Consider the following 6,101-nt stretch of genomic DNA (forward strand, 5'->3'; position numbering starts at 1 on the left):
ACGTCGCTCTCGGCCAGGCATGGCTCGACCGGGACGACCGCGCCCGGGTGCTGGAGCGGCTGGCCGGTTTCGACTTCGTACGCGGCCTGCGTCACAGGCCGAAATCCAATCCCAAGCCCGGCTCAGCCGCTCCAGGCAGCATGGTCGACCCGCATTGGGTCGAAGGTTTCGCCATGCTGTCCAGCTATGGTTTGCGGTTCGATCTGCAGACACCATGGTGGCATCTGCACGAGGCGTGCACGCTCGCCGACCGCTTCCCGCAGACGCAGATCATCCTGCTGCATTCAGGGCTGCCGGCCGATCGCAGTGCCGAGGGGATTGCCGGCTGGAAGGCGGCAATGATCGAATTCGCCAAGCGGCCCAACGTGGCAGTGAAGATCTCCGGCATCGGCCTGCCTGGCCAGCCTTGGACGGTCGCCAACAACCGCGACATCGTGAGGTCGATCATCGAGATTTACGGCGTCGAGCGCTGCCTGTTCGGGAGCAATTTCCCGGTCGACAGTGTGTGCGGCACGCTCGATAAGATCTTTGGTGGCTACAAGGAGATCACGGCGGATCTCGGACCTGAAGCGCAAAAGCGCCTGTTCCACGACAATGCGGTCCAATTCTATGACATCCGGTAAGCCGCGCCTTGCCTATATCGGCGTCGGCCTGATGGGCGGACCCATGGCCGCGCGCCTTGCAGGGCTTGGCTACAAGCTACGAGTCTTCGACGCCGATGCCGGCCGGCAAGCTGCGGCTATGGCTTCGGGTGCAGTTGGCGCTGCGTCGCCAAAAGACTGTGTCGAGGACGCGGATCTCGTGCTCCTCAACCTGCCGTCGCAGGCGGCAGTCGAAACCGTGGTGTTTGGCCAAGCGGGCCTGTCGGATGCTCTGCTGTCACCGCAGATCGTGGTGGATTTCTCAACCGTGTCGCCGGATTTCTGCCGGTCCATCGGTTGGCGCGTCCAAGCGGCCACGGGATGCGAATGGATCGACGCTCCGGTTTCGGGTGGTCCCTCGGCGGCAGGCGAAGGCAATCTGACGATCATGGCCGGCGGCTCGGATTGGGCGATCGCACGCATCCGTTCCTTAATCCAGGACGTCGGCCGGCAGTTCACCCATGTCGGACAGACAGGCATGGGTTCGGTTGCCAAGATGATCGCGCAGCTCGTGGTCGGCACGAATTATGCTGTTCTGGCCGAAGCCGTGCGCCTCGCTGAAGCGGCAGGAATGGATGCTGCGCTGCTGCCCGAATGCGTGAAATACGGCCATGCCGACGGCGTTCTGATGCAACAGCTCTATCCACGTATCGCCGCACATGATTTCGCGCCGCGGGCCTATGCGCGTCAGCTGCTGAAAGACCTCGACATGGTGCAGGAGCTCGCCCGTAGTTCGGGCACGGCAACCCCAATGTCCGGCCAAGCCGCCCAGCTCTTTCGTCTGCTTATCACCGCCGGCCACGGCGACATCGACGGCACCGGCATCTATCGCCTCTACGAAGGCGCGCCGTCACATCTTACAGCGATCGGGGAGAGCGCGCGTGCCCAGTAATTCTTACGGATTCGTCGGTCTCGGTGCAATGGGCATGCCCATGGTCAGCAAGGCTCTAGCAGCCCAGCTCGACGTCCACATCTTCGATACCAACGCTGCGGCCGTCGACGTGCTTGTCGCGCAGGGAGCAAAGCGGCAAGACAGCGCCGCCGCGGTCGCCAATGCGGTCGAGACGGTCTTCGTCAGCCTGCCAAACGCGCCGATCGTCGAGGCCGTCGCGCTGGGCGAGGCAGGCCTTATCCATGGCAAACGCATCAAGCACTATATCGACCTCTCGACCACCGGCCCGACAATGGCGCGCAAGGTCGGCGATGCGATGGCGGGGCGCGGCGTATCGGTGCTGGATGCGCCTGTCAGCGGAGGACCGATAGGCGTCCGCAACGAGACGCTGGCGGTCATGGCTTCGGGGTCGGAGCACACCTTGGAACGGGCACGGCCTTTCCTGGCGACATTTGCCAAGACCTTTGTTCATCTCGGCCCCGAAGTGGGCAAGGCACAGATCCTCAAGCTCGCCAATAATCTTCTCACCGCAACCAACATGGTGATCGTCGGCGAGGCGCTGGCGTTCGCCGAAAAGGGCGGCATCGAGCCCGAGGATCTGTTCCGGATCATCAATGCCGGCTCCGGCCGGTCCTGGGTGTCGGAGATCGCCTATCCAAAGCATGTGGTGACACGCCGCTACGACCAGAATTTTCGCACCGAGCTGATGCACAAGGACGTGACGCTCTGCATGCAGGAAGCGGAGCGCATGGGCGTGCCGATGTGGCTCGGCGCCAACGTTCGCCAGTTCTGGCAGTTCGCCATGACGCAAGGCATGGCCGATGCCGATTGCTCGCGCATCGCGGCCCTCATCGAGGGTTGGGCGGGCGTGGAAATCGAAGACGCGGCCGAGGCTGCCGAATGAATGAACATGGGGAGGACTACGCCGTGATGCTGAAGGACAAGACCGCCATCATTACAGGCGCGGCGTCGCCGCGCGGCATTGGCAAGGCCACGGCCCGGCGGTTTGCCGCGCAGGGATGCCGTGTGGCAATCTTCGACCTCGACGAAGAAGCCGCCATGAATGCAGCGCGCGACATCGGCCCCGAACACATCGGCGTCGTCTGCGACGTCCGGGATCCAGCTTTTTGCCGCAAGGCGGTTGGTGACGTCATGGCCCGCTTCGGACATGTCGACATCCTGATCAACAATGCCGGCATCAGCCAACCCGACCGGCTGATGGATATCACCCAGGAGAATTTCGATCTGGTCATCGATTCCAGCCTGCGGGGCAGCCTGAACATGGCCCAGGCTAGCGTGCCTTCGATGATCGACCGACGGACCGGCGCGATCGTTTCGATCGGCTCGATCGCGGCCCAGATCGGCGGTGGCATTTTCGGCGGGCCGCATTATTCCGCAGCCAAGGGCGGCATCCACAGCCTCACCAAATCGATGGCGCGCGAACTGGCGCAGCACAATATCCGCGTCAACGCGATTGCCCCAGGCACGATCGACACGGACATCTTTGGCGACAAGCTGACCGAAGACAAGCGGCGCGACATCGTCGTGAACATCCCGCTTGGCCGGCTCGGAACGGCTGACGATATCGCAAAAGCTTGCCTGTTTCTGGTCTCAGACCTGTCCGACTACGTGACGGGGCTCATTCTCGACGTCAACGGCGGCCGATTCATGCACTGAAAAGACAGTCCGCACGGCCCTGCGGATCGATGCGACGACGAAACATTGGAGGCGACGCATGCTCAGGATCAATTCCGGACAAGACGAGGCTCCGCTTGCGCATGGGGCGGCGCTTCCACCATTTCGTCGTGAATTTCCAGCGCCTTCTTCAGCGATCGAAAGCGTGCATCGTCCCGCCTGTTCGATATGGGACACCCCCCGCGAGTTCCAGCCAGATGCCTTGTTGAAGTCAGGGATCAAGGATGAAGCGGTTGCCTCCTACCTGTCAGACACCCGCCCGCTCTATGACGCCGCCAAGCGTTGCGTTAGCCAGCTTTCGGGAATCCTGCTTCTGCTCCAGACCGACAGCCTCGACCGCAACCGCAACGATCTCTTGCTGGCGTCGGTGACAAGGCAGTTGCGCGAGGCAACCGACCGGCTGGGTGCGGTGAAGGCGCCGCCGACAGCGGCCCGCCACCAAGCCGCGCTAGCCGATCTGCTTGTGCTTCTCGGCCGGATACTCTCGCGGCTTGATCGTCTTGCCGATCTCATTGATCCGGCAAGTCCCGATCTCGATGCCGTCGTTGACGCGCTTTTTTTCGCGCAGCGGTCGCTGCGGATGGTTTCGGAACCTTCCGCCGGACTGACGCCCGTGGATTTCAGGGCGGCCTGCTGCAACTGCCGACCCGCGAAAAATTAACCGGCTGGATCAAGGGAGGAAACCGGTGTCACTCTATTCGATCTACGTCCTCGAGTACGGCTACGTGCCCGAATACCACAAGAGCGGCGTCATCTACGGCGCCCACAATGAAGGCTATGTCAAGCTGCCCTACTGCTACGCCGTCATCAAGGGAGACGGTTGGGCCGCGATGGTCGACGTCGGTTACAACGACCGCGACTATGGGAACTATCTTGGCATGCTGTTCAATGTCCAGAACTGGCGCGGACCGCGCGAGGTTCTTGCCGAAATCGGATTGACGCCGGAAGACATCAACGCGGTCTTTATCACGCACGCGCATTTCGATCATTTCGGCAATGTTGATGCATTTCCCAATGCCACCTTCTACGTCCAGAAGAAGGAGCTGCAGGAATGGATCTGGGCGATGTCGCTGCCGGACCGCATGCGCTGGATCCTGTCCGGCATCGATACGGCGGATATCCTGCGTGGTGTGCAGCTGGCGCGCGACAAACGCCTGATCGCGGTCGATGGTGCCATGGAAAACGTCTTCCCCGGCATCGATCTTCACGTCGCCTATGACAGCCATACCTTCGCATGCATGTGGGTGACGGTGCGCAATGATGGCAAGACGGATTCCCAGGACACCTGGGTGCTTGCCGGTGATCTTGTTTACCAGTTCGAGAACCTGAACGGCGCCTCCGAACAGCTCAAGATCGACGACATGTATCTCCCGGTCGGCCTGGCCACCGGCAGCCAGATCAATCTGATCATGGCCACCGAAGCCATGATGAAACAGGTCGGCCATGAGTCTCGACGGGTCATACCCGTTCACGAGTCGCGGCTCGAACAGACATTCCCGTCCCGGCTCTCCAGCCAGAAGCTGCGGATCAGCGAAATCTGTCTGGCCAGCGGAGCAAGATCCGCACTGCTTTAACGGACAAGTTCGATGCCGCGAATCCGCAGAAGGACAAGACACGTGGAAAAGCTTTCAGACAAGCCGAAGCCGGTCACGGCCTTAGGAGAAGGTGCATCCGGACCGAGCAGTTGGTTTGCCTCAGCTGGCGGGCCGACCGCGGGTATCGCGGCGGCAACGCTGGTCCTGTTCGTCTTCGGCGGCCTGATCGCCCCGCAAAGTCTTGGCACCGGCGCGATGAGCGGAATGCTGCCCTTTGCCGCCATCCTGGCCCTCATCAGCCTGGGCCAAACGATGGTCATCCAGCAGGGCGGCATCGATCTGTCCGTGCCGGGGATGGTTTCGCTCAGCGCTGTCATCGTCTGCTACTTCGCGGAGAGCCAACCCGATGCCGAGGGCAGTGTTGCCCTGGCCCTCTTCTACGCTTTCGCCGCTGCGGCGGTAGCGGGGCTGATCAGCGGCCTGCTCGTCAGCAAGGTTCGTGTTGCGCCCATCGTTGCCACGATCGGCATGAACGCGCTGCTCTACGGCCTGAACGTCAAGATTTCAGGCGGCACACCGGTGTCTGTGCCCGGGTCGATAGCAGCGTTCGCCAACGGTAAGATCTTTGGCATCACGCAGCTCGCCTATTTGGCAGTAGCGATGGCTATCGTCGTCATTTTCGTCGTCAAGGCGACGACCTTCGGGCGCAATTTCGAGGCTGTCGGCGCAAACATCAGGGCCGCACGCGCGGCAGGTATCGTCGCTGACCGCTACCAGATCGCCGCGTATGTGGGTGCGAGCCTGTTTTATGCGGCAGGCGGCATTCTGCTCGGCGGCCTTATGCAGCTGCCAAGTCCGCAGCAGGGCGACAACTACCTGATGCCGTCGATCGCCGCGACGGTTCTGGGTGGAACCTCGCTGTTTGGCGGCAAGGGCAATTTGGCGGCAACCGTGATCGCCGCCCTCTTTCTCACACAGCTGCAACAATTGGTGCTGACGACGGGCGCCAGCATCGGCGTTCAATACCTTTTCCAAGGTGCCGCGATCCTGGTTGGGGTCGGCATCTATGGTCTGAATTTTCGCAATCTCAGGCGGGCAATCAGCTTGAGGAACAGGTCGACCGCATGATGTCGGCGGCCAAGGGAATAAACAGTTTCAACGCTGTCCATCACGGGCAGGTTGGAGAACAGCAACCAAACTTCGTTGGGAGGAAATGATGAAGTCTTATCTTGGATTAAACGCGATATCGGGCGCCGCGCTCGCCCTGTCGGCCTTTGCAACTGTCTCACCGCTGTCGATCACACAAGCCGGCGCCGCGGATTGGTGCAAGGGCATCGC

At 61.7% G+C, this 6,101-nt stretch carries 7 protein-coding genes; all 7 read left to right on the top strand.

Annotation, left to right across the window (positions count from 1 at the left end; genetic code table 11):
• Nucleotides 1-623, top strand: a 623-nt coding sequence (locus tag EN939_RS17390) for an amidohydrolase family protein (RefSeq protein ID WP_127269009.1), incomplete at its 5' end; no start/stop codon positions are given.
• Nucleotides 610-1,533, top strand: a complete 924-nt coding sequence (locus EN939_RS17395) for an NAD(P)-dependent oxidoreductase (RefSeq protein ID WP_164751045.1) — start codon at nucleotides 610-612, stop codon at nucleotides 1,531-1,533. The genes EN939_RS17390 and EN939_RS17395, both read left to right, overlap by 14 nt.
• Nucleotides 1,523-2,437 (top strand): NAD(P)-dependent oxidoreductase, encoded by a 915-nt coding sequence (locus tag EN939_RS17400; protein ID WP_127269011.1) that lies wholly within the window; start codon nucleotides 1,523-1,525, stop codon nucleotides 2,435-2,437. Before EN939_RS17395 ends, EN939_RS17400 begins: the two co-directional genes overlap by 11 nt.
• Before the next feature lie 23 nt (nucleotides 2,438-2,460).
• Nucleotides 2,461-3,210, top strand: coding sequence for an SDR family NAD(P)-dependent oxidoreductase (locus EN939_RS17405; protein ID WP_127269015.1), 750 nt, complete (start codon nucleotides 2,461-2,463; stop codon nucleotides 3,208-3,210).
• Between the two features lie 223 nt (nucleotides 3,211-3,433).
• Complete coding sequence (locus EN939_RS17410; protein WP_127269012.1) at nucleotides 3,434-3,889, top strand: hypothetical protein; 456 nt, start codon at nucleotides 3,434-3,436, stop codon at nucleotides 3,887-3,889.
• A gap of 25 nt (nucleotides 3,890-3,914) precedes the next feature.
• Complete coding sequence (locus EN939_RS17415) at nucleotides 3,915-4,802, top strand: N-acyl homoserine lactonase family protein (RefSeq protein ID WP_127269013.1); 888 nt, start codon at nucleotides 3,915-3,917, stop codon at nucleotides 4,800-4,802.
• A gap of 42 nt (nucleotides 4,803-4,844) precedes the next feature.
• The gene (locus EN939_RS17420) at nucleotides 4,845-5,891 is read left to right on the top strand and encodes an ABC transporter permease (protein WP_127386678.1); all 1,047 of its coding nucleotides are present in this window, start codon (nucleotides 4,845-4,847) and stop codon (nucleotides 5,889-5,891) included.
• The last annotated feature ends 210 nt before the right edge of the window (nucleotides 5,892-6,101 follow it).

The sequence above is a fragment of the Mesorhizobium sp. M7A.F.Ca.CA.002.05.1.1 genome (assembly GCF_003998335.1).
Classification (GTDB): Bacteria; Pseudomonadota; Alphaproteobacteria; order Rhizobiales; family Rhizobiaceae; genus Mesorhizobium.

Coding starts and splice junctions, on each gene's coding strand:
- EN939_RS17395 (WP_164751045.1), top strand. CDS start 610: ATGACATCCGGTAAGCCGCGCCTTGCCTATATCGGCGTCGGCCTGATG.